Consider the following 25,199-nt stretch of genomic DNA (forward strand, 5'->3'; position numbering starts at 1 on the left):
ATTTATTATTGAAATATAAAATTAAAATTACGTATTAATATAAAAAAATAGAATTAAAAAGGTTCATAATAACTATTATAAAAGTTATTATGAACCTTAATTATTCGGGTTAAATATTGCCAATTTTAATTTATTTGGAACTATTTCAAAATTCAAATTGGTATAATATCGTATATTTCCATCATTGTTTGCGATCATTGGTCCTTCAATTGATTGTATACTACCAGATACTACTCTATAATTATGGCTTATACCTAAATTTAAATGTTTATCAGATTTGTATTTATTCATAAGTGATAAGAGTTTTAGAGGGCCTAAATATTCTACTACATTAACATCTATACAGCCATCATTAATTTCTGCATATGGTGCAGGCATATATCCCGTTCCATAGAATTTTCCATTACAAATTGCACTTATAATTTTTTTAGTGCATCCTTTAACTACTTTTCCATTATCAAATTTAATATCATAGCAATATGTATATGGTTTTATTTTATTTAATGAAAAAATTACTCCTAATAGAATTGATAGTTTATTAAATTTGCCTAGATATTTCTTAACTTGTAATGATTTTTCAAGTACTATACTTTCGAATCCAAATGATGTAGCATTTACAGAAAATTCATCATTAACTTTGATTAAATCAGTGTCTTTTATTGATATATTATTAAATCCTTTTATAATATCTTTTAATTTCATTTTAGGATACACTGTTCTAGCAAAGTCATTACCTGTCCCATAAGGTAAAAAACCAAAATAGATATCTTCATCTGCAATTGCATTGACGGCTTCACTTATGCTACCATCTCCACCAACTACTATCAATAGGGAATTGGTGTTATTTTTTGCAAAATTTATTGAATTATTACGCACAGAATCTTCATTTTCTGTAAGTAAAATATCGTATTTTGAAGTATCTATATATTTATTAAATTCTTTTGAAATTATTCTTTTAGTCTTTTCTGCATTATGACCTTTGCTACTTACAATGACTAAAATTTTATTAAAATCTTTTAAAATCATAAACTCACCTATGTAGTAATTTTACCATAAGTGAGTGATATTTTATACTATTTAGCAGGTATATATAATTTTTCTCCAGGATATAAATTAGATCCATTAATTTTGTTTAATTTTTGAATATCATAGACTATTTCACGAACATCTCTTCTAGAATCTATATTAGATGCAATAGACCATAATGTATCACCTTGTTTAACTATTATACTATTGCTAGTGACTGTTTTACCTTCTACAAAATATGAGCTAGTTAAACTTACAAGAGTATAAGTTAATATAGTAATAAACATCATTGTAATAAATATAAATCTATTAAATTTCTTTCTATCTTTAATTCTAAATTTCATACAAACCTCCGAACATCTGTTCTATCTAAATAAATAATACCAGAACAAATGTTCTTTGTCAAATAAAAAAGAACATTTGTTTTAATTTTAAATTCTTGCTATAATAATATTGAAAAGAGGTATAATATGAAGATTAGAGTTCAAAAAGTTTACGATTTTATAAAAGAGTATATTCATAAACACAATTATTCTCCATCAGTTAGAGAGATACAAAAAGAATTAGAAATTAAGTCAACATCAACAGTTCAATCTGATATTAAAGAGTTAATAGAATTAGGTCTTATCAAGAGACCAGATTTAAAGAGTAGATCATTAGTATTAGTAGAAGATGATATTCAAAAAGAAGAAACGATTGATATTCCAATAGTGGGGGATGTAGCAGCAGGTAATCCAATACTTGCAATAGAAGATATAAATGACTATTTTCCAATACCGGCACATATTGCTAAAAGCGGAGAATATTTTATGTTAAATATTAAAGGTGATTCTATGATTGACATAGGTATATTTGATGGTGATCTTATACTTGTTAAGAAAGCGAATTATGCGAATCATGGAGATATAGTTGTAGCTCTAATTGATGATAGTGCAACTGTTAAAAGACTTTATGATAAGAATGGACAAGTTATGTTAATTCCTGAGAACTCTACTATGGAACCTATTATACCTGATAATTTGGAAATATTAGGAAAAGTAGTTTCTTTATTTAGAGAACATATTTAATATATTGAAATTGATGTTTCTTTTTTAATAAAAGATCATAATATAAAAAATAAAAAAATATCTGTTAGAGGATTGAACTAACTCAAAAAGTTGCCCTAAAAAACTAACTTTAAGAAAATCAGTTTATATTATAACTAACAGATATTTTTTATATTTAATATAAAATTATTATGAATTAAGACTATTGTAATTTAGTCTTCAATTGAAATATCCTTTAATGGATTTGAGCTTATAGCTCCTTTTACACTATCATCAGCAACATGTGTATATATTTGAGTTGTTGCGATAGAGGTATGTCCCAATACATTTTGTAGTGTTCTTATATCAACACCTTCTCTGTACATAAGAGTAGCAGCTGTATGTCTCAATTTATGAGTAGAATATTTTGTAGTATCAAAACCAGCCTTTAGTAAATATTTTTCGATCATATGCTGAATAGCTCTATTACTCATTCTTTTATTTCTATTTGAAAGAAATAGGGCTTTTTCATTTTCGATTTCTGGTCTTATACTTAAATACTCATCAATTGCAAGCTTGGAAGCTTCAGTCATATAGACTATTCTTTCTTTATCTCCTTTACCTATAACTGTAAATTCCATATCTTTTATAGAGTCTATATTTATAGATGAAAGTTCGGACAATCGAATTCCAGTAGTTAAAAATAACAATACAATTGCAAAGTCTCTATATCTTTGGAATTGATTTTTCTCTTGACTTATTGTGTGTAATAATTTTTTAGATTCATCTAGAGTTAAATATACAGGATTTCTTTTCTTTTGTTTAGGAAGCTCAAGTTCAAGAGTAGGGTTTTCATCGATAGATTTATCAACTGTTGTCAAATACTTATAAAAAGTTCTTAAACTTGATACTTTTCTTGCCCTGGTAGTTGAAGAATTGTCACGTGTATTATCCCTATATGAAATATAACTATGAAGATCTATTACACTTATTCCTTCAAGATCTTTTACACGAAGTTTTCTAATATCTAAATCTTCGACTTCATCATCGTCATCATAATCTACAAGTCTTAAACGATATGCCATAAATTTTAGATATAGCCTTATATCATAATAGTATTCATTTACTGTATTTATTGATAATCCCTTTATAGTCTTAAGATAAGATAAAAAGTCATCAACAAAAATTGGTACATCTTTATACATAAATAACCCCATCTTTAAATATGATTATAGAAATAGTATATCACATAATGAAAATATAGATAAATAGGAATAGGGGTATTCAAAATTTTTACATTAAAATAAATAAAAGAAATAAATTAAAATATAGAAGAATAAATGAGTATCATAAAATAAAAGATTTTTAAATATATACAAGTAGAATAAAAAAATATAAATCTATAAAGATTAAGAATTTTATAAATTTAATTTTCATAAAATATAAATGAAATAATAATTTAGATAGAAATAATAAAAATGTTTTTATTTTATAATGAATTAATAAATAGGGTGATAAATAAAATTGGACAGAATTTGATAGAAATAGGGATGATTTAACTTAAATTAACTTTGTCACAAAATAATGATTTTGTGACAAAATATACTTTTAAACACTATAAAAGGACAATGCTCTTAAAATAAGCTCTAAACACGCATTGTCCTTAAAAATAGTTTATTTTATTAAAATATCAATTTACAAAAACTATTTTGCTTTACCTTGATTTGCTACTGCATTAATTTTGCTAGCAATTTTTTCTTGGTCTCCTAGATATCCTTTTGATACAACATTGAAGTCTTCATCAAATTCATATACTAGTGGTATACCTGTTGGTAAATTTACTCCAACAATTTCGTCATCTGACAAGTTTTCAAAATATTTTACTAAAGCTCTTAATGAATTACCATGAGCTGCGATTAATACTCTCTTACCATCTAACATGTCTTTTTTGATTGTAGATTCAAAATATGGAACTACTCTAGCTATTGTATCTTTCAAGCTTTCACAAAGTGGTAATTCTTCTTTGACATCTCTATAAGCATCGATTAACTTTGGATTTCTTTCATCTGATTCTTCTAATGCTGGTGGTTGCACATCAAATGATCTTCTCCAGATTTTAACTTGGTCTTCGCCGTATTTTTCAGCAGTTTCAGACTTGTTTAATCCTTGTAATGCACCATAATGTCTTTCATTCAATTTCCATGATTTAACGACTGGTAACCATTCACGATCCATTTCTTCTAAAACGTGATTTAATGTATGAATAGCTCTCTTCAAATATGAAGTGTAGCAAATATCAAAATCATAACCTTCAGCCTTAAGAACTTTACCACCTTCAATAGCTTCTTCATGACCTTTTTCACTTAATTCAACATCTGTCCAACCAGTAAATAAATTTAATTTATTCCATTCGCTTTCGCCATGTCTAACTAATACTAATTTCATAATTTTCCTTCCTTTTTTATTTTCTATACATAAATATTATTACTCTAAGAATAAAAAATGTCAATTATTTGATAATATATATTTTTTCTAAAATCGGCAAAAAACGAGGCTCTATTTTGCGTTTTAAGCGATTTAAAATAACATAGGCATATAATTACATGTCTAAAATTTAAGGAGATTTATTAAAAATGAAATTTTTGATAGTTTTATAATTTATTGTAAAATAATTTAATTAAATAGTATTAAATGTAAAATAATAATTGAATTATTTATTTTTAGCTTATTCCTTAATCATCAGTAGTATTAAGTGGGAAAATTGATTAATGGATGATTATATATATTTAAACACCCATGAGTTCCAGCGGCAAGGATGATTATTTCATAGTTTGTGAATTTAAACATCCATTAATTCCTACTTCAAGGGTGATTAACTCATGGTTTTGTGGATTTAAACATCCATGAGCGCTAAGATCAAGGGTAATTATTACAAGGTTTTAATCATTTAAACACCCCTGAAGAGCATCTCCAAGGGTGATTATTACAGGGTTTTAAGCATTTAAACACCTTGCTTAATTACACTCTTAGCTAATACTCTAATATTTATAAATGTTATTAAAAGTTAAAAATATAACATTATCCCATTTACGCTATTTCACATAAAAAAGAACGCATTCAAAAAGAATGCGTCTTTAATATTTTAATTAAATTATTTAGCATAAGCTGAAGATCTGGTTTCTCTAATTATATGAACTTTAATCTTTCCAGGATATTCAAGTTCATCTTCAATTCTTCTTGCAATTTCAGATGCTAGTATAGTAAGTCTATCATCAGAAATTTTATCAGGTTCTACCATTATTCTTAATTCACGACCAGCTTGAATAGCGTATGCTTGCTTAATACCTTCATAAGAAGTTGCAATAGCTTCAAGATTAGCTAACCTTGTTAAATAAGCGTCAATCGCTTCTCTTCTTGCTCCAGGTCTTGCTGCAGATATAGCGTCAGCAGCTTGTACTATCATAGCTTCAAGTGATTGGAAAGGTACATCGAAGTGATGAGCTTCTACTGCGTGAACTATATCTTCTTTAATTTTATATCTTCTTAATAAGTTTACCCCAATCTCAACATGAGTACCTTCAATTTCATGGTCTAGTGCTTTACCAATGTCATGTAATAATCCTGCACGTCTTGCTACTTTATCATTAATACCAATTTCACGTGCTAGAGTTGCTGCTATATTTGCAACCTCTACGGAATGCCATAGCACATTTTGTCCATAAGATGTTCTAAAATATAAAAGACCTAAGGTACGTACTAAATCAGGATGTAATCCGTGAACTTTAGCTTTTTCACAAGCTTCTTCACCATATTCTTTTATAGATTGTTCAATTTCTTCTTGTGCTTTTTCGTACATTTCTTCAATTCTTGCAGGATGAATTCTTCCATCAAGCATTAATTTTTCTAATGTAATTCTTGCGATTTCTATTCTTTTTAAATCGAAGGAAGAAAGAACGATAGCTTCAGGTGTATCATCAATTATGATATCTACACCAGTTAAACTTTCAAAGGCTCTAATATTTCTACCTTCACGTCCTATAATTCTACCTTTCATCTCATCATTAGGTAGAGATACTACAGCTACTGATGATTGCGCTACAGTATCTGAAGCCTGTCTTTGTATAGCTTGAACTATAATATTTTTAGCTATTTTTGTTTGATTTTCTTTTATACGAGCTTCATAATCACGTATAATTAAAGCTTTTTGATGTTCAGCTTCTTCTTCAGCCTGATCTAAAACTATTTGTCTAGCTTCTTGATCAGTTAAACCAGAAATTCTTTCTAGTTCTGTAATTTGTTCTTGTAGTTTTTCATTTACTTCAAGTTCTTTTAATTCAACATTTTTTAATTTTGAATTAAGAGAATCATATTTTCTGTCAACTTTATCTATTTTTTTATCTAAGTTTTCTTCTTTTTTCACTAACCTTTGTTCGTGCTTATTGAGTTCTTTACGTCTTAATTTTTCTTCATGTTCAATATTTTGTTTTAATTTAAAAATTTCATCTTTTGCTGTCAACATCGCTTCTCTTTTTAGAGATTCAGCGTCTCTGTTTGCATCTTCAATAATTCTCATTGATAAATTTTTAGCAGAATTTAATTTCTTTTTATCTGAGTTTGTTTTTATAATTGAAACAATAATATAACCTATTAAAACTCCCACTATTAAGGCTAGGATATAATATCCCATATTATCCATTTTTACCTCTTGCTATATTATTTTATCTGTATCAGTTTCTTCTATTTCTTCATTTTCCGTATTAGAGTTTTTATCTGATTTTAAATTGTTTCTAATTTCAGTTTCAATGCTATTTAATAAATCTTGATTATTTGATAAGAATTCTTTAACATTTTCTCTACCTTGACCAAGTCTCTCACCTTTATAACTATACCAAGAACCTGCTTTATCAACAATTCCAAAATCAACAGCTGCGTCTAGTAATGAACCAGTTTTTGATATACCTGTTCCATACATTATGTCAAATGTTGCAGTTTTAAATGGTGGAGCAACTTTATTTTTAACAACTCTAACTTGAGTTATATTCCCAATTACATCATCTCCACTTTTTATTTGTTCTTTTCTTCTAACGTCTAATCTTACACTAGAGTAAAATTTAAGTGCTATACCACCTGTGGTAGTTTCGGGATTACCAAACATTATACCAATTTTTTGTCTTAATTGATTTAAGAATACTACTGTACAATTTGATTTTGCTACAATAGCAGTAAGTTTTCTTAAAGCTTGAGACATAAGTCTCGCAAGTAAACCAACATGAGTATCCCCCATGTCTCCTTCGATTTCAGCTCTAGGAACTAAAGCTGCTACAGAGTCGATTACAATTATATCAACTGCATTTGATCTTACTAATGATTCGGTAATTGCAAGTGCTTGTTCTCCTGTATCAGGTTGCGAAAGCACTAGATTTTCAATATCAACACCTAAATTTTTTGCATAATTAACATCAAGAGCATGCTCAGCATCTATAAATGCAGCGATTCCGCCTAATTTTTGAGCTTCAGCAATACTATGAAGTGCTAGTGTAGTTTTACCAGATGATTCTGGGCCATATATTTCAACTATTCTTCCTCTTGGTAATCCACCAATACCTAAAGCAATATCTAATGTTAATGCTCCAGTAGGAATAGCTTTAATATCATTGGTTTGAGGAGAATCTCCTAAAACCATTATAGAACCTTTACCATAAGATTTTTCAATCTGTGTTAAAGCACGATCTAAGGCTTTTTTCTTATCTTTATCGATATTTTCAGTCATTATTCCTCCTATATATTATCTAAATCTAAAACCTGTATATTTTTCATTAGATAATCCATACCGGAAAGTATAGTAAGTATAACTGAGATATAAAGAAATATATCATATACGATATTTGGAATAAATGTTAGTACACCGCTTAAAAGATACAAAATTATTGTAATCATTTGGCTAGTTGTCTTTAATTTCCCGTAAATTGAAGCAGCTATTGTAATATTATTTGATGCTGCTAAAATTCTTAATCCATCTATTAGAAGTTCTCTAAAAATTATTATAATTACAGCCCATGCAGGTATAATTCCAGAACCCACTAAAACTAAAAAGCCTGCTTGTGTAAGGACTTTATCTACTAGTGGATCCATAAATTTACCAAATGTGGTTATTAAATTTCTAGATCTAGCAATATGACCATCTAAAAAATCAGTAGCAGAAGTTAATGCAAAAATAATAGCTGGTATAACGCTATTTACACCAAATATATTGTATATAACAACAAATACTGGGACCATAAATAATCTAATTATAGTTAGTTTATTCGCTAAATTCATTTTCAACATTATCTTCACCCTCTAATGTATTTTCATATTCTTCTAATGTAACTAAAATATTTCTTGGCTTTGCGCCATCTTGTTCACTTACAATACCATTTCTAGTCATTTGATCAATTATACGACCAGCTCTAGCATATCCAACTCTAAACCTACGTTGAATAGCAGAGATTGATGCAGTGTTTTCTGTAAGTACAAATTTTACTGCCTCGTCATATAATTCATCTACATCATCTAATGAATCTTGTGGTTTGTATGTTTCTTCAATTTTTTTATTAAATGTTTCATCTACTTTTATAGTTTCGTTTTTATTTTTAATATAAGTAACAACTCTTTCAACTTCTTGATCTGTTACAAATGCACCTTGAGCTCTCTTTGGTTTAGGTAATTTACTTGGATAATACAACATATCACCTTTTCCGAGAAGCTTTTCAGCACCAGATGAATCTATAATAGTTCTTGAATCGACATTAGATGCAACTTGAAAGGCAATTCGTGAAGGTATATTAGCTTTTATAATACCTGTAATTACATTAACACTTGGCCTTTGTGTTGCAATTATTAAATGTACACCACTAGCTCTACCCATTTGAGCAAGTCTAGTGATATAGTTTTCTACATCTTTAGAAGCTTCCATCATTAAATCAGAAAGCTCATCAATTATGACAACTAAATATGGAAGTTTTTCCAATGTATTATTTTCGTCATCTTCTTCAATTTTTGAATTATATGCTTTGATGTCTCTTGCACCAGATTTCGCAAATAATTCAAATCTATCAGTCATTTCTTTTACTGCTTCATGTAGAGAAGCTGTAGCTTCGACTGCTTTAGTAACTACTTTTCGTCCTTTTAGATGTGGAATACCAGAATAAATCTTAAGTTCAACCATTTTAGGGTCTATCATTATAAATTCCACTTCTTTAGGAGAGTATTTGTATATAATACTCATAATTATTGCATTCATCAATACAGATTTACCAGATCCTGTAGCACCTGCAATTAATAAATGCGGCATTTCATTAATTTGAGCATATAACGGTTTACCAAATATATCTTTACCTATAGCAACGGTTATATCCTCATCATGTTTTTGAAATTCTTCTGTTGAAATTAATTGTCTGAATCCAACCACATCCTTATTTCTATTAGGTACCTCTATCCCTACATAGGGTTTTCCAGGTATCGGAGCTTCTATTCTTATGCTAGAAGAAGCTAGAGCCATAGCTAAATTATTAGATAAATTTACTATCTTACTAACTTTAATACCTGATTGTGGTTTTACTTCATAAGAAGTTACAGTAGGACCATTATTGATATTTACAACTTCTGATTCAATACCGAAACTGTTTAAAGTTTCAGTTATAATTTCAGCGTTTTTCAATAAAATACCTTTATCATCTACTGCTGATTCAGAAGGGCTAATTAATAAATCGACTGGAGGTTTTATATATTCATAATCTTCGTCATAAACAATTCCTACCTGTCCAGTTTCTTCAACTTTTTGAATCACTTCTTCAGATTGTTCATCTGAATTATGATATGAAATCATTGGTTCTAAATTATTATTTTTGAAATCATCATTTTCAATAACTGTCTTTTTATCTTCATTTTTATTAATTTTTGCCATTGATTTCTCTTTTATTTTATTTGTTTTTTTATCTTTTACAAATAATGCCTTAATTTTATAAAAAATATTTTTAATAAAATCTGCCATAGATTTATCAAATAAGTAAAAATAAGAAACGAAAATAGTTAAAACAGTAAATATATAGATTCCTATATCAGCAATTAGTGAATTAAATACAAAATAAATAGATGCAATAATTACACCAACTCCTGTATAATTTAAAGCTTGATTATATGAGCTTGCAATAGTTTGATTGAAACTTAATTCATCACCATTCATAAAAAATGTTGCTGCAGTTAATGACAACATAATAAATAATATAGTGAAAGTTAATAGTTTCCATTTAAACTCTGTCCAGAACTTTTTATTTCTGAAAGAATAGAAAACAAACATTGCATAAAATGGAGCAATATAAGCTGCCAAACCAAAAAGTATAAACATTCCTTGGCTAAATATTAATCCAATTATCCCCATTTTATCTTTTAATAATACTGTAGAAGTAGTTAAAATAAATAAAAATAATACAATTATTGACATAGCAATAGTTGATTGATTTTTGGATCTTTTTTTTGCTCTTGATGATTTATTTTTAGTCATGCTTCCTCCATAATAACTCAACTATAATTATACCATAAAGATTGCCATAATTGAATTATCTATATATCTATATTATACGAACGTTTGTTCTATTTTACAAATAATTATAGTTTCATCATTATTTAACATATGTGATGTTTACAGTAGTATTTACCTTGTTTACTCAATTTTAATGATTTCATATAGGAACAAAGATTTGATAAATAAAAAAATGGCCTCATATCAATAAGGTCATTTTACTTTAATTATATTTTTTCCATCATATCTATAGATTTCATCACATATTTCAATGGTTGATTTTCTATGAGATATGATAAATATTGTTTTATTCTTAATGTTTTTTAGTATGTTTAGAAATATTTGCTCATTTTGAAGGTCTAAATTACTTGTTGGCTCATCAAGTATCATAATTGGTTTATCAACAAGTAAAGCCCTTATAAGTTCAAATCGTTGTAGTTCACCCGATGAAAATGGTATATTTTTTTTATTTAGTTTTGTATCTAATCCATTTTCAATATGCGAAATTCTATTATCAAGTAATACTTCTTTAATTTTTTCTTTAATTAATTCATCAGAATATTTTTTTCCTAAAGTTAAATTTTCACGTATATTCCCATTAAATATATATGGATTTTGTGAAACATAACTAATTTGCTCTATTATAGATGTCCTAGAAATTTTATTAATATCGGTATCATTTAAGTAAATTGAACCATTTGTGGGAGTATACCATTTCATAATTAGTTTAACAATTGTTGATTTTCCAATACCAGATTCACCTTCAATTCCAATTATTTTATTATGATTAAAATCAATTGAAAGATTTTCTAAAATATTGATATTGGTATTTGGATAAGAAAATGTTACATTTTCAAAACTTATTGATGAAATATCGGATATTTCTTTTGTCCCTTCATTTACAATACTTTCTTCTGATAGAAAATTTATTAAATTTCTTGCACATTTCATAGTTGTTGAAAATTGAACACTTAGCTTTGATAAAGCAAGTTGTGTTGTAAATGTAAATGGATAAACAAGTATAAGAATAAGCTTTAAAGTATTTAGATTTTCAATATTTAGTAAATACAGTAATCCCCAAGTTGCAAATATAAGTATATTTGTAATAAATGTTTTATTAGAATTTACTAATGCAATTTTGTCAGAGATACTATTTTCTTCTTTTGTTATATTATTTAATTTTTCAATTTCCTTATTAATTAAATTAAATTCTTGAAGCTCATATTTACCATTTATATCTTCTGTAATTGTCTTATTTAGTCTATCCTTGATAATATCTACTTTTTGAGAATTTTCAAAGGATTTATTTTTCTTATAAAAAGGAATGATAAAACCAATTAATATATAAGTAATTAAACTAATAAGTCCTGAATATCCAAAGAATATAATATATATAATACTTGTAGTAATTGTCATTGTAATTGCATTTAAAAGTGGCACAATCGTATGAGCAAAGAAAACTTCGACATTTTCAATATCAGTGTGTATTATTGAAAGAATTTTTGAGCTTTCTTTATTATCCATTTTTGCTGGGGCAATTTCACGTAGTTTATTATAGACCATTATTCTAAATTCTGAAAGCAGTTTAAATGCTACTAAATGACCGAAATAATGCTCTAAATAATTAGAAACTCCAAGCAAAATTGAAATTAATAGAAATATAATCGCAGAAGCAAATGTAATATTTAATTTAAAAATTGAATGTAGTAAATATGCTATAGCAAAGACTGTGCTAAAGCTTGCTATATAGGCAAATAAATAACTTAAGATTAGATAAAATTTTAAATTTTTAATATAGGATAATAATTTAAATATCATTTTCGCCTACTTTCATTTCATATAATTCTTTGTAATCTTTGTTATTCTCAATTAAATTTTTATGAGTAGATTCGATAATTTCACTATTACTCAAAAAAAGTATTTTTTCATCTGGAAGCAAATGTTTCAAATCATGAGTTATTATAAATATAATTTTATCGTCCTTTACTTGATTTAATGAAGAGATAATTTTATCTATGTTTTCTCTATTTACAGATGAAACAAATTCATCAAGCAAGAAAATTTGTTTATCAGATAATAGAAGTCTAAAAAATGCAATTTGTTGTTTTTGCCCTGGAGACATAAGTTTTCCATCTTCTCCTACATTTGTATCAAGACCGTCTTTAAGGTTTTGGACAAACTCAAGTAAATTATATTTTTCAATTTCTTTTTCTATATTTTTATTGTTAAATATATCTAAATTATCTTTAATACTTCCTTCAAATAAATATGAAGCTGTATTTAAAGAACCAATTAAATCACTTTTTTCACCATATGAAATATCATTTAGATTAATATCGTTTACATAAATAGATCCATTGGTAGCTTCAATAATTCCCTTAATCATTTTGAAAATTGTGGATTTTCCTTCGCCATTTCTACCTACAATTTTATATATATTTCCTTTATTAAATGTATAGCTGAATTTACTAATAATTGGTCTTTCTTTATTGTATGCAAAACTTACATTGTCAAACTTGATATTTTCAACATTTAATAAGGGTTTATGAAATGAATTATCGGATAAATGAGAATCTATTGTTTCAAACACTGATTTAAGTGAGCCCATTGCTGATTTTACAATATGAACACTAAATCCAATTTCTCTTGTAAGTAGAATAGTTCTTGCAAACACTACAAATAAGATTATTGCCTGTAATAAGGTAAAATTGAATGCTTTAGATTGAAGAATAGTTACAATTGTTCCAACCAACATAAATACAAATATCAAACAATTTAATATAAATAAAGTCTGTAATTGTTTGGATAAAAGCTCCATCGTCTTTATTCTGAAATTTTCAGAATCATCTTTAAATTTTTCATAATAGAATTCGTCTTGATTGTACATGATTAGAGTATTGATACCACTTAGGTCATCTAAAAATCTATTTCCTAGGCTCATAAATGCACCCATATAGCGAACATTTACTCTTGATATGGATTTGCCAAAAAGAGACATTGAAAGCCCTAAAACGAGAAAATAGGCAATAATTACGAATAGCAAATATGATTTATAAATAATGGCTAATATTGTGAAAAGAATAATTCCTAGTATAAATTTTATACCCGCTGGAAACACAATATTATAAAGTTCTCCAAGTCTTTTCATATTTTTTAGATCTGATTGAACTATTTTAACGATGTTTCTTTTTTCAGGTCCTTCAAATATAGAATTAAAATACATTTCTTTTATCTTAAGATAAGCATTATTGTACCAAATATTTATATATTTTTTTTCTAAAAATATTTTGTAAATTGAATAGAATAATATTGATAAGATTAATAGACTATATGTAATGTTTAAAATTTCACCATTTAAATAAAGTTTAATCATTATATTTGCAATTTGAGCAAATATAAACATATCAAACCAATCCATAAATGTTGTAAATATAGTTGTTATCATGTATTTCTTTTCAATATTAAGTAATCGTTTTATCATATTATTCCTCTAAATATATATCTAATATCTTTTTTCCGTGAAGACATTTTATAAAATCTGAATTTACATCAAATAAATCTCTTACAAGTTCTTTAGTTATCGTATCTTTAGTCTCACCTTCTGCATATAGTAAGCCATCTTTTAGAGCTATTAGATAGTCAGAATAATGTAAAACTTGATTCAAATCATGTAAAATTGCAACTACTGTTATATTATACTCTTTTATTAGTTTTTTGAGCAAACTAAGTATTTCTAATTGATATTTTATATCTAAGAATGTCATAGGTTCATCTAAGAGTATTGTCTTTGGTTCTTTTGCAAGTGCTAATGCAATCCAGACTCTTTGTCTTTGACCACCTGATAATTGATTAAAATATTTGTTTTTTTTGTTTTCTAAACCAACCATTTTTATTGCTTTTTGAACTGCTTCTTTATCATATTTAGTAAGTTTATTATTGAAAAATGACTGGTATGGGGTTCTCCCCATTTCTACAATTTCTTCGACTGTAAAATAATTAATAGTTTCAGTTATTTGATGAACTATTGCAATATCCTTAGATCTTGATTTCAAATCTATATCTAAAATTTCTTTATCATAGTATTTAACACTACCACTTGATGGTTGTTCTTCTCCTGATAATAATTTGAATAATGTGCTTTTACCAGAACCATTTGCCCCAATTATTGCGGTAAACTTATTTGGGTGAATATTAAGATTCACATTTTTCAATACTTTTTCAAATTTTTGTGAATATGAAAAGTCCAAATTATTAATTGTAAATTCAAACATTATTTATCACCTCTTTGTTTATGCAATAAATATAGAAAATATGGTCCACCAATGATTGACATAACTGTTGCAATTGGTATTTCTAAAGGTCTAACTATCATTCTTGAAAGAAAATCTGCAAATACGACGAGTATCGACCCCATTAGAATTGTTGTTGGAAATAGTTTTTTAAAGTTTCCACCGACAATTATTTTTGCAAGATGTGGTACAACTAGTCCTACAAAAGAAATTAAACCAACTTGTGAGACTGTAATTGATGCAAGAAACACACTAAGTGATGCAACTATAAGTCTGTAATTTCTAATATTTATTCCTAAATTATAGGCTGTATTATCTGGTAAATTTAAAATGTTTATTTTAGATCTAAATAATAAAATTAATATAAATATTGGAATACTATAAATTAGCATCGTTTGGATTTGAGCCCATGTCTTTCCACTTAAATTTCCATTTAGAAAGTTTATTACGCCTTGTAATCTATCTGAATACAAAGTCATGATAGTTGATTGTATACCACCTATCATTGCATTTACAGCCACACCAGAAAGGATTAATCTTACTGGTGAAATATCATTATTCCATGCAAATATCATTATCACTAAAAATGCCGAAATACCTCCTAAAAAAGCTACAAATGGCAACGCACTTGCACTTATAGGAAGTATTAGCATAACTAATATTGCACCTAATGAAGCCCCAGAACTTATTCCGAGTATTCCAGGGTCTGCCATCGGGTTTTTCAAAACTATTTGTAATAATAAGCCTGAAACGGCTAAATTAATTCCTGTTATTATAGAAAAAATAACTCTAGGTAATCTAATATTCCAAAAAATCACTCTATTTGGAGTATCTTTACCAATTATAATATCAATTATTTCACTGAATTCAATGTTTACACTACCAAATGAAATACTCAATATAGTTACTAAAATCAATAAAAATATTAACATTATCCAAAAAGACGATTTTTTGACGTTTTTCATTTTACTCTCCATTTTCTAATAAATCTTTAAGATTCATTAATATTTCACCTATATGAATATTTCCTGTTACAGGAAATTTTTTATCATCTAAAGCATATACTCTACCTTCTACAACAGCATTTGTTGATTTCCATAAATCTTTAGCAAGCTCTTCTTTAAATGCTTGTTTCATTGCTTCCTTATGACCATGAGATAAAGTTAGTATATAATCAGGATTTTGTTCTACTACTGTTTCTAAACTAAAAGGTACATAAGGTCTTGGATCTTTAGAAATATAATTTGCTATATTATCTACTTTTAATTCTTCTAATAATCCACCAATAAATGAGCTCTTTGTTGCTAACATATATTTTTCACCAGTACCAAATAAAATTGCTACTTTTTTACCTTCTAAATTTTTAGCATTACTTACTGCGTTTTCTACTTCTTTATCAATATTTGCAATTATTTCTTTTGCTTTATTTTGTTTTCCAAAAAGATTAGATAAAGTATTTACATTTTCTTTTATTTCATCGATATTTGAATTACTTAGGTATATGGTTTCAATATTTTGATTTTTTAAATTTTCTATACTTAAATCTTCAAGTAATTTGTCACCTATAAATAAATCTGGATTTAATGAAACTATTGTTTCATAGTCTAATTTTCTTGGAGCTCCTACTTTTGTAACGTCCTTATATCTTTCTGGAGTATTGTCTTGGCTTGATACACCAACTATATCTACACCAAGTGCATCTAAATATTCAGCTACTGTGGTTGAACCTGCAATTACATTGTGATATTTAGCTTCAGATTCCATTTTAGTTTCATTATTTGTTTCCTCTGATTTTTCATTATCAGTTTCCATCATTGTTTCATTCATGGTTTCATCATTACTTTCTACCATTGTTTCCATTTCTGTTTCTTTAGTATTTGAACATGCTACTAAAATAAATACAGAGATTATACTTAAAATTGTTAATAATATCTTTTTCATAAATCCTCCAACATAATTTTGCTGATAATGAGAATCATTATCATTTAGATATTATAACACAAATATTTATGAATGCAAATCAAATTTAAAAGATGACAAATAAGTTTAATGGTAGGTATAAATAGGAAAAGTGATGAATGTACCCTATTTTAAATTCTTCAGAAATTAAGAAAAGTCGGGTACAAATAGCGAATATGCTGAATGTACCCGATTTTAACATATCATTCGATAGTCAAGTTGGGTACAAATGCAGAAATTGCAAATGTACCCTAAATTAGGATTATATCAATGGAAAATTCTAATTCCAAAATATGGTAATAATAGTAAAACTAATACAATTAATATTAAGAAAATTACAGCTCTTAATATAATATTCAATAATAAAAAAAAATGAAGATTTGTTATAATTGAGTTAATCGTAGCATTTAGAGAATAACAAAAAAAGTGACAAATTCCTAAAAATGAAACTTGTCACTCATTCAATATTACTTTACTTATTCACCTTTTGGCAGTACATCTTTTCTTGAAAGATTGATTCTACCTTTGTCATCTATTTCTATGATTTTAACCATTATTTCGTCGCCTTCTTTTACGACATCTTCAACTTTCTCTACTCTCTTATGGTCAAGTTTTGAAATATGAACTAATCCTTCTTTTCCATTTGCAAATTGTACAAATGCACCAAAGTTCATTATTTTAACGACTTTACCTAAGTAGACATCCCCTATTTCTGGTTCTTCAACTATACTTTCAATAATTTCGATTGCTCTTTTACCGCTTTCAGTATCTGAAGAAGTAATTGTAATTAATCCTTCGTCTGTTATATCTATTTTAACACCAGTTTCATCAATTATTTTGTTAATAGTTTTTCCACCAGAACCTATAACTTCTCTAACTTTTTCAGGTTTAACTTGAATTGTAAAAATTCTTGGAGCATTTGGTGATACTTCTGGTCTTGGAGCTGGAATTGCTTCAAGAATTACATCTAAGATTCTCATTCTTGCATCTTTTGCATCTTCTAATGCTTCTTCCAAGATTGCTCTATTTATACCATCAATCTTGATATCCATTTGTAATGCTGTTATACCATCTTTTGTACCAGCTACTTTAAAGTCCATATCTCCTAAATGGTCTTCAAGTCCTTGAATATCTGTAAGGATTGCAAAGTCATCACCTTCTTTAATAAGTCCCATTGCAATACCTGCAACTGGTGCTTTTATTGGAACACCTGCATCCATCAATGAAAGTGTTGAACCACATACTGAAGCCATTGAAGATGAACCATTTGATTCAAGTACTTCTGAAACAAGTCTTATTACATATGGGAATTCTTCTTCTGAAGGAATTACCGCTTCTAATGCTCTTTCTGCAAGTCTACCATGACCTATTTCTCTTCTACCTGGTGTTCTAAATCTTCCGATTTCACCAACTGAATATCCCGGGAAATTGTAGTGATGAATATATCTTTTCTTAACTTCTTCATCAGTTAATCCATCGATATATTGAACATCTGAAGGAGATCCAAGTGTTGCAATATTTAATACTTGTGTTTGACCTCTAGTAAATAATCCAGAACCATGTACTTTTGGAACATATGCTACTTCAGCAGATAAAGGTCTGATTTCGTGCATTTTTCTACCATCGGATCTAACCTTATCTACAGAGATTAATTTTCTTACAATTGTTTTTTCTAATTCTTCAAATACTTCATTAACACTTTTTAGTTTTTCTTCGATGTTTTCATCATCTTCATCTGTATATTTTTCAATAATTTCATTTTGGATTTCATCTAAGGCATCATCTCTTGTTTTCTTATCTACAGTTTGTAATGCTTCTTTTATTCTTTGTCCGAAATTGTCATCTATTTCTGTATATAAAACTTTATCTACACCTTCATAATGAAATTCATTTTTTTCTTGTCCAATTTCATCTATAATCGTTTGAAGAAATTCACAGATTTTTTTAATTTCTTCATGCCCAAATAGTATAGCTTCTAGCATTTGGGTTTCTGTTAATTCTAAAGCTCCAGCTTCAACCATCATGATAGCATCTTTTGTTCCAGATAATGTTAAATCTAATTTTGATACTTTCTTTTCATCTGATTTTGGATTGATTATATATTTGTCATCAACATATCCTACTGATACTGATCCTGTAGGCCCATTAAATGGTATTGGAGAAATTCCAAGAACTATTGATGACCCAATCATTGACAAAATCCCTGTATCGTAATTTTCATCAGCAGCTAAAATAGTTGAAACTATTTGAACATCTTTTTTGTAACCTTCTGGGAATAAAGGTCTTAAAGGTCTGTCCATCATACGAGCTGTTAATGTAGCTTCATCTGTTGGTCTTCCTTCTCTTTTAATATATCCACCAGGTATACGTCCAACTGCATATTGTTTTTCTTGAACTTCAACTGATAATGGGAAAAAATCTATCCCTTCTCTTTCTTCATCAGATCCAACAACTGTAACTAGAACCATTGAATCACCAGCTCTTAAAGTTGCTGCTGCACTAGCTTGTTTTGCAACTTTACCTATCTCAACTTCAAATTCGTAATTTTCTGAACTGTATCTGTATTTTTTTACCATTGTTTCTCCTTGATAGCACCTGCTATCCTATATTATATTTCCTTTTTGTTTACTATAATATCATACCATATAATATAAAAAAGTATAAATAAAAAAACAAGAATTCGTATGAATTCTTGCTCTTTGAATGTATTTTGAAATAAATAATATATCTTTTTAATTATCTTCTAATTCCTAATTTTTCAATTAAAGCTCTATATGCTTCAATATCTTTCTTTTGATAGTAATCTAAAAGACCTTTTCTTCTACCGATAAGCATATATAATCCTCTTCTTGATGCATGATCTTTAGGATTAGCTTTTAAATGTTCAGTTAACTCTTTGATTCTTTCAGTCATTATAGCTACTTGAACTTCTGTTGAGCCTGTATCGCCTTCTTTTCTAGCGAATTCTTTAATTATTGCTTGTTTCTTTTCTTGTGAAATCATTGTTTCCTCCTATTTTTATATTCACTTTTACCGAGTGATGACCGGAGTTTCCAATCACCAAGCAAAAGTACTTATATATTATAACAAAATAAATTAATTTTGTAAATTCTTTTTATATTTAAGTGAATATTGATAATCTTTATTCATTTGATCTATTAATTCGTCTTTTGAATCAAATTTTATTTGATCTCTAATCCATTCTAAAAACTCTATTTTAACTTCTTCACCATATATTTTTTTATCAAAATCTATAATAAATGTTTCTAATTTTATTTCTCTACTATCAGTAACTGTTGGATTTGTACCAATTGAAGTTAAAGATAAATATTTTTTGTTTTTTAATATTAGATTAGTTAAATATACACCTTCTTTAGGTAATATATATCTGAAATTAGTCTCTATATTTGCTGTTGGATATCCAAGAACTTTTGAACCAATTTTAAATCCATGCACAACATTTCCTCTAATTGTATATGGTCTATTTAATAGTTTATATGCTTCAGAAACTCTTCCTTGATACAGAAGCTTTCTAATTATTGTAGAAGATATTTTTTCATCTTTAATCATAGTGTAATCTTCAACGAATACTTTTATATCATTTGTCTTTTCCATTTTATATAAATCTGATACGGTTCCTTTTGATAGTTTCCCGTAAGTATAATCTGGTCCACAAATAATATATTTAGCATTTAATTCTTTTCTAATAAAATCTAAGATAAACTCTTCTTTCGTTAATTGAGCAAATTCATAGGTGAAATTTATAGTAAATATATAGTCGACACCATATTCTTCAAGTATTTCTATTTTATCTTCTAATGAATTTATATAATATCTTGGAAAATGTGGAAATACTTCATTTGTATGTTGTTTAAAAAGCAGAATTGATGATTTAACATTATATTCTTTTGCTATTTCTATTGTTTTTTCAACTATATCTCTATGGCCTTTGTGGAATCCATCGAAATTTCCAAGACCTATAGCCGATATATCAAAATCAAATTTTTCTAAATCTAAATCAATTATCTTTGCCAAAGCATTTTCTCCATTTTTAATATATTATTATTTATTTTAGCTATACCAATAAATTCATTTTCTGAAATAATTTTAATTTCTTCGTCTTTTGGAATTTTTATATTTATTAAATCTTTTATATTAATTCTTTGTCCATTAACAAGTCTATCTCTAATGATTTTTGTAACTTCAATAGATTCAAAATTATATAATGCGTCATTAATAGAAATTAATGAATTTTCTAAATCTTCTAATGAATATGAATCAATCTTAGAAATATCAATTGAATTTTCTAAATCAAAATGTCCAACTCTAGTTCGAATTAACTCCGTCATATGAGCATAACTATTAAGTTTTATACCTAAATCATGAATTATAGATCTGATATATGTTCCCTTTGAACAGTTAATATATATTTTAGCAAATTCATTCTTAATTTCTAATAGTTTAATATCATATACAGTTACTTTACGAGATTTAATCTCAATTTTTTCATTGTCTCTTGCATATTCATAAAGTTTCTTACCATTTACTTTTATAGCTGAGTAAATTGGTGGTGTTTGAGAAATGTCACCTAAAAATGTTTTTAAAACTTTGTTTATTTCATCAGATGTGAATGATACATTATCGCTTATATTTGTAATTTCTCCCTCACTGTCATAAGTAGTAGTTGACTCACCAAACTTTAGAGTAGCTATATATGATTTTCCTTGATTCATAATATATTCAGAGATTCTGGTAGAATTTTCAATACATATAGGAAGAACTCCTGTCGCCATTGGATCAAGTGTTCCAGTATGTCCTATTCTCTTCATATTTAGTTTTTTTCGCAATATAGCTACGACATCATGAGAAGTCATATTCTCGGATTTATTTATTACCAAGATTCCCGTTTTCATAAAGTTTTTCCAATCTATTATTTAGTTTTTCAAAAACCTCATCTAGTGTACCTTTTACAGTTGCTCCAGAAGCTCTTGTGTGACCACCGCCACCAAATTCTTTAGCAATTTCTGATACATCTACGATATTTTGTGATCTAAAGCTTAACTTTTGTTCTGTTTCAGTATATTCTTTAACTATAGCAGACACTTCAACGCCTTTTATAGTTCTTAAAAGAGAAACTAAGCCTTCTGCTTCATCAAAGTCCATATTGTATCTATTCATTAAATCTCTAGAAATTTTGGCGGTAATAATTTTATCACCTATCCATGTAGCATTTTCTATAACTTCAGCTTGTAAAAATAAATAATTTGGATCAAATCTTTCATATAAATTATCATGTATAAAATCTTTTCTTGCACCTAAATCAATTAAATCAGCTGCTGTTCTTAAAGTATCTGAAGTAGATGAAGAATATTGGAATCTATAAGTGTCAGTTAAAATTCCCAAATATAGATAATCAGCTGCTTTTTGTGGAATATTTATATTATTTTCCATAAATGTTTCAGCTACAATTTCACAAGCAGAGCTTGATAAATAAATAATATCATTGTTAGAATATCCTTCATTAGTTATATGATGATCTATAACTGCGGTATCTTTAGATTTATTAAAAAATTCTACAGAGTTCCCTATTCTCAATATATCTGCACTATCTATAGCAATAAATAAATCAATTTCTTCAAATTGATTATTGAAATAAATAGTTTCATCATACATAAACTCTAAATTTTTTGGAAATTTGTCATTTTCTACTACATAAGCATTTTTACCCATATTTCTGAGTATATGCGCAAGACCAAATGAAGAGCCAACAGCGTCTCCATCTGGGTTTACATGTGCAGATATTAAAATATTATTTGCATTTTTTATTTGATCAAATAGTTTATTCTTCTTCTCTATCATTTATTGCCTCATTATCTTTTTTGATAACTTCACTAATTAATTTATCAATTTTCATAGCTTTTTCTAATTGCTCATCTAATATGAAATATAGTTCTGGAATATGTCTTAAATTTAATCTATTACCAAGTTCTTTTTTTATATAACCTTTGGAATGCAATAGTCCTTCCATAGTATCTTCTTTTTCTTTTTGAGAACCTAATACAGAAATATATACTTTTGCAGATTGTAAGTCATCTGTTAAGTCAACTTCAGTAATAGAAGTAATTGGAGCTATTCTTGAATCTTTCAAATCTTGATTAATAAGAACTGATATTTCTTTTTTTAGTTCTGATGCAATTCTTCTAATTCTAGTTTTATTCATATAGACCTATCTTTCTACTTCTTTATCTATAAATGCTTCGATATAATCTCCAACTTTAATATCATTGTAATTCTCTATTCCTAAACCGCCTTCATAGCCCTGATTTAGTTCTTTAACGTCATCTTTAAATCTTCTAAGAGAAGAAATCACGCCTTCCATAATTACAACATCATTTCTTATAAGTCTTACTTTAGCATTTCTTTGCATTTTACCATTTGTTACATATATTCCCGCAACATTTCCAACTCCAGGAACTTTAAATACATCTCTTATTTCGGAAGTTCCTATTACTTGTTCTACATATTCTGGAGCTAACATACCTTTAATTGCTTTTTCTAGCTCTTCAATAGCTTCATATATTACTCTATATGTTCTAATTTCAATTCCGTGCTCTTCAGCTTGAGCTTTAGCACCTTGATTTGGTCTAACATTAAAACCTATTATTATCGCATTTGAAGCATTTGCAAGCATTATATCAGACTCATTAATACCACCTACAGCACCATGAACAACATTTACTTTAACTTCATCATTTGAAAGTTTTAAAAATGATGATGTAACAGCTTCAATAGTCCCTTTAACATCAGTTTTAACTATTATATTTAAGTCTTTTACTTCACCATCAGAAATCTTATTAAATAATTGATCAAGATTTACTGTAGATGTTCTTCTAATATAATCATCTCTTTCTTTTTCTTTTACTTTGTCAGCAAATTTTTTACCTAATTTTTCATCTTTAATTGCATAGATTTTATCACCTGCTTCAGGAACTTCGGATAGACCTAAAATTAATACAGGAGTGGAAGGTTTTGCTTTTTTTACTTCTCTTTGATTGCTATCAAACATAGCTCTTACTTTACCGGAAGTGCTACCAGAAACTACAAAGTCACCCTTGTTAAGAGTTCCCTTATTAACTAATACTGTAGCTACAGGACCTCTCCCCTTATCTAATTGTGCTTCTATAACGATACCTACTGCATCCCTATTTGGATTAGCTTTTAATTCTTCCATTTCAGCTACAAGTAGTATCATTTCTAATAAATCATCAATACCTTCACCAGTATGAGCAGATACAGGTACCATAATGGTATCTCCACCCCATGCTTCTGGAGTCAATCCATGTTCAGCTAATTCAGACATAACTTTTTCTGGATTTGATTCATATTTATCTATTTTATTAATTGCAACTATTATTGGTGTGTGTGCAGCTTTAGCATGGTTAATAGCTTCTATTGTTTGAGGCATAACTCCGTCATCAGCAGCAACTACAAGTATTGCTATATCAGTTGCATTTGCTCCTCTTAATCTCATTTGAGTAAATGCTTCGTGTCCTGGAGTATCTAAGAAAACTATTTTCTTATCATTCACATATACAGTTGAAGCACCAATATGTTGAGTAATTCCTCCAGCTTCTGATTTTGCTACTTTTGAGTCTCTCATTCTATCAAGTAAAGATGTTTTACCATGATCAACGTGTCCCATAACAGATACAACAGGAGCTCTAGGAGATAAATCTTCTTCTTTATCTTCAAAATCAATACTTGATATATCATCAGAATTGTCTTCTTCTACAACCTTTTCTTCTACTTCTATGTTGAAGTTCATACCTACTTCTATGGCTTGTTCAATACTAATTTGTTGGTTCATATTTAGGAACAATCCCATTTTCATAAGTTCACCAATCACTTGAGTTACTGGTTTATTAATTAATTCTGAAAATTCTTTTACAGTAATTCCCTCTTCAATGTATACAACATCATCATCTTCTTCTGGTACTGTAGCAGAGTATTTCTCTTTTACAGTTTCTTCATTTTTTTGTTGATTTTCTTTTTTATTCTTTTCTTTTTTCTTATTTTTCTTACTTTTTCTTAAAAGTTCTTCATCATATTCTTCTTCGTATTTATCGATTATTATTTCTTCTTTTTTATGTTTTTTATTTTTATCTTCATTTAATTCTTCAAAATACTCTCTTATCAGTTCAAGATTCTCATCTTCTATAACTGCCATATGACTGCTAATTTCTAGACCAAATTCTTCGTGTAAAGTAGCTATTAATTCTTTACTAGATAGGTTTAATTCTTTTGCTAATGCATATACTCTTACTTTTGACATATTACCAC

At 27.7% G+C, this 25,199-nt stretch carries 21 protein-coding genes; 1 reads left to right on the plus strand and 20 read right to left on the minus strand.

Annotated elements, in window-relative coordinates:
• Window positions 1–96: 96 nt before the first annotated feature.
• On the minus strand, window positions 97–1,026 hold the full coding sequence (locus G534_RS0100065; protein WP_027347298.1) for a diacylglycerol/lipid kinase family protein: 930 nt from the start codon (window positions 1,024–1,026) through the stop codon (window positions 97–99).
• Between the two features lie 47 nt (window positions 1,027–1,073).
• Window positions 1,074–1,370: a cell division suppressor protein YneA gene (gene yneA / locus G534_RS07515; protein ID WP_034595769.1), complete on the minus strand. Its 297-nt coding sequence runs from the start codon at window positions 1,368–1,370 to the stop codon at window positions 1,074–1,076.
• Between the two features lie 126 nt (window positions 1,371–1,496).
• Between yneA and lexA the strand changes: the two genes are divergently transcribed.
• A complete protein-coding gene (gene lexA / locus G534_RS0100075) occupies window positions 1,497–2,093 on the plus strand; it encodes a transcriptional repressor LexA (RefSeq protein ID WP_034595771.1) in 597 nt (198 codons plus the stop codon).
• 191 nt (window positions 2,094–2,284) lie between these two features.
• Here the strand turns inward: lexA and G534_RS0100080 are convergent, their stop codons facing one another.
• The 18 genes from G534_RS0100080 to infB form a co-directional block, all read right to left on the minus strand.
• The gene (locus G534_RS0100080; RefSeq protein WP_034595773.1) at window positions 2,285–3,256 is read right to left on the minus strand and encodes a tyrosine recombinase XerC; all 972 of its coding nucleotides are present in this window, start codon (window positions 3,254–3,256) and stop codon (window positions 2,285–2,287) included.
• Window positions 3,257–3,755: 499 nt separating this feature from the next.
• Window positions 3,756–4,496: a 2,3-diphosphoglycerate-dependent phosphoglycerate mutase gene (gene gpmA / locus G534_RS0100085; protein WP_027347301.1), complete on the minus strand. Its 741-nt coding sequence runs from the start codon at window positions 4,494–4,496 to the stop codon at window positions 3,756–3,758.
• Window positions 4,497–5,202: 706 nt separating this feature from the next.
• The gene (gene rny, locus G534_RS0100090) at window positions 5,203–6,747 is read right to left on the minus strand and encodes a ribonuclease Y (RefSeq protein ID WP_027347302.1); all 1,545 of its coding nucleotides are present in this window, start codon (window positions 6,745–6,747) and stop codon (window positions 5,203–5,205) included.
• A gap of 12 nt (window positions 6,748–6,759) precedes the next feature.
• The gene (gene recA / locus G534_RS0100095; RefSeq protein ID WP_027347303.1) at window positions 6,760–7,821 is read right to left on the minus strand and encodes a recombinase RecA; all 1,062 of its coding nucleotides are present in this window, start codon (window positions 7,819–7,821) and stop codon (window positions 6,760–6,762) included.
• 8 nt (window positions 7,822–7,829) lie between these two features.
• Window positions 7,830–8,369, minus strand: coding sequence for a CDP-diacylglycerol--glycerol-3-phosphate 3-phosphatidyltransferase (gene pgsA / locus G534_RS0100100; RefSeq protein WP_027347304.1), 540 nt, complete (start codon window positions 8,367–8,369; stop codon window positions 7,830–7,832).
• Complete coding sequence (locus G534_RS0100105) at window positions 8,353–10,593, minus strand: FtsK/SpoIIIE family DNA translocase (RefSeq protein WP_027347305.1); 2,241 nt, start codon at window positions 10,591–10,593, stop codon at window positions 8,353–8,355. The genes pgsA and G534_RS0100105 overlap by 17 nt, the downstream gene beginning before the upstream one ends.
• Before the next feature lie 231 nt (window positions 10,594–10,824).
• Window positions 10,825–12,429, minus strand: coding sequence for an ATP-binding cassette domain-containing protein (locus G534_RS0100110; protein ID WP_027347306.1), 1,605 nt, complete (start codon window positions 12,427–12,429; stop codon window positions 10,825–10,827).
• A complete protein-coding gene (locus G534_RS0100115) occupies window positions 12,419–14,092 on the minus strand; it encodes an ATP-binding cassette domain-containing protein (RefSeq protein WP_027347307.1) in 1,674 nt (557 codons plus the stop codon). Before G534_RS0100115 ends, G534_RS0100110 begins: the two co-directional genes overlap by 11 nt.
• A gap of 1 nt (window position 14,093) precedes the next feature.
• The gene (locus G534_RS0100120; RefSeq protein ID WP_027347308.1) at window positions 14,094–14,882 is read right to left on the minus strand and encodes an ABC transporter ATP-binding protein; all 789 of its coding nucleotides are present in this window, start codon (window positions 14,880–14,882) and stop codon (window positions 14,094–14,096) included.
• The gene (locus tag G534_RS0100125) at window positions 14,882–15,865 is read right to left on the minus strand and encodes a FecCD family ABC transporter permease (protein ID WP_169513535.1); all 984 of its coding nucleotides are present in this window, start codon (window positions 15,863–15,865) and stop codon (window positions 14,882–14,884) included. The genes G534_RS0100120 and G534_RS0100125 overlap by 1 nt, the downstream gene beginning before the upstream one ends.
• 1 nt (window position 15,866) lies before the next feature.
• The gene (locus G534_RS07520) at window positions 15,867–16,841 is read right to left on the minus strand and encodes an ABC transporter substrate-binding protein (protein ID WP_051177356.1); all 975 of its coding nucleotides are present in this window, start codon (window positions 16,839–16,841) and stop codon (window positions 15,867–15,869) included.
• Window positions 16,842–17,335: 494 nt separating this feature from the next.
• Window positions 17,336–19,435 (minus strand): polyribonucleotide nucleotidyltransferase, encoded by a 2,100-nt coding sequence (gene pnp, locus G534_RS0100140; RefSeq protein WP_027347310.1) that lies wholly within the window; start codon window positions 19,433–19,435, stop codon window positions 17,336–17,338.
• Window positions 19,436–19,595: 160 nt separating this feature from the next.
• Complete coding sequence (gene rpsO, locus G534_RS0100145) at window positions 19,596–19,862, minus strand: 30S ribosomal protein S15 (protein ID WP_027347311.1); 267 nt, start codon at window positions 19,860–19,862, stop codon at window positions 19,596–19,598.
• 93 nt (window positions 19,863–19,955) lie between these two features.
• Window positions 19,956–20,894 (minus strand): bifunctional riboflavin kinase/FAD synthetase, encoded by a 939-nt coding sequence (locus G534_RS0100150; RefSeq protein ID WP_034595776.1) that lies wholly within the window; start codon window positions 20,892–20,894, stop codon window positions 19,956–19,958.
• Window positions 20,882–21,733 (minus strand): tRNA pseudouridine(55) synthase TruB, encoded by an 852-nt coding sequence (truB, locus tag G534_RS0100155; protein WP_169513536.1) that lies wholly within the window; start codon window positions 21,731–21,733, stop codon window positions 20,882–20,884. Before truB ends, G534_RS0100150 begins: the two co-directional genes overlap by 13 nt.
• A gap of 10 nt (window positions 21,734–21,743) precedes the next feature.
• Window positions 21,744–22,718, minus strand: coding sequence for a DHH family phosphoesterase (locus G534_RS0100160; protein WP_027347314.1), 975 nt, complete (start codon window positions 22,716–22,718; stop codon window positions 21,744–21,746).
• Complete coding sequence (rbfA, locus tag G534_RS0100165) at window positions 22,699–23,079, minus strand: 30S ribosome-binding factor RbfA (protein WP_027347315.1); 381 nt, start codon at window positions 23,077–23,079, stop codon at window positions 22,699–22,701. Before rbfA ends, G534_RS0100160 begins: the two co-directional genes overlap by 20 nt.
• Before the next feature lie 6 nt (window positions 23,080–23,085).
• Entirely contained in the window at window positions 23,086–25,191 is a 2,106-nt protein-coding gene (infB, locus tag G534_RS0100170) for a translation initiation factor IF-2 (protein ID WP_027347316.1), read from the minus strand.
• Window positions 25,192–25,199: the final 8 nt, after the last annotated feature.

Origin of the sequence: Helcococcus sueciensis DSM 17243 (genome assembly GCF_000423145.1) — a bacterium.
GTDB lineage: Bacteria > Bacillota > Clostridia > Tissierellales > Peptoniphilaceae > Helcococcus > Helcococcus sueciensis.